This is a genomic window from Mesorhizobium sp. M8A.F.Ca.ET.161.01.1.1, from assembly GCF_004792105.1.
GTDB lineage: Bacteria > Pseudomonadota > Alphaproteobacteria > Rhizobiales > Rhizobiaceae > Mesorhizobium.
Genome location: NZ_SRTD01000063.1, coordinates 1 through 461 on the forward strand (window position 1 = coordinate 1; position 461 = coordinate 461).

1 protein-coding gene is annotated in these 461 nt (G+C 63.8%); it reads right to left on the minus strand.

All coding sequences use genetic code 11. The features are described 5' to 3' along the window. Positions 1 to 461, minus strand: a 461-nt coding sequence (locus EN804_RS34585) for an ATP-binding cassette domain-containing protein (protein ID WP_135922303.1), incomplete at both ends; no start/stop codon positions are given.

The following is a 461-nucleotide window of genomic DNA, read 5'->3' on the forward strand; positions in this document are numbered from 1 at the left end:
GCCGCCTCCAGCGCGTCGCGTACCCGGTCCAGCCTCCCGGCCTTCGTTTTGCCGAGACCGTTGATGATGAGGCCTTCCTCGATAATCTGGCCAATGGTCATGCGGGGGTTGAGCGAGGCAAAGGGATCCTGAAAGACGATCTGCATACGCGACCGCAGGGGCCGCATTTCGGCGCGGGAACGGCCATCGACCCTCTGACCGTCAAAAACAACCTCGCCTCCGACAGGCTCGTTCAACCGGAGCAGGGACTGGCCGAAGGTCGTCTTGCCGGAGCCGGATTCACCCACGAGCCCCAGTGTCTCGTGCCGCCTGAGCGTCAAGCCGAGGCTGTCGACCGCTATCAGCTCCTTGAGTTCTGGTTTGAACAGGCCGCCATATCGCATCATGAAGGAAACGCGCACGCCGCTTGCCGTCAGGAGGACGCCGGAGTTCTCCGGCAGCGGCTTTGCCGTGCCCCGAGG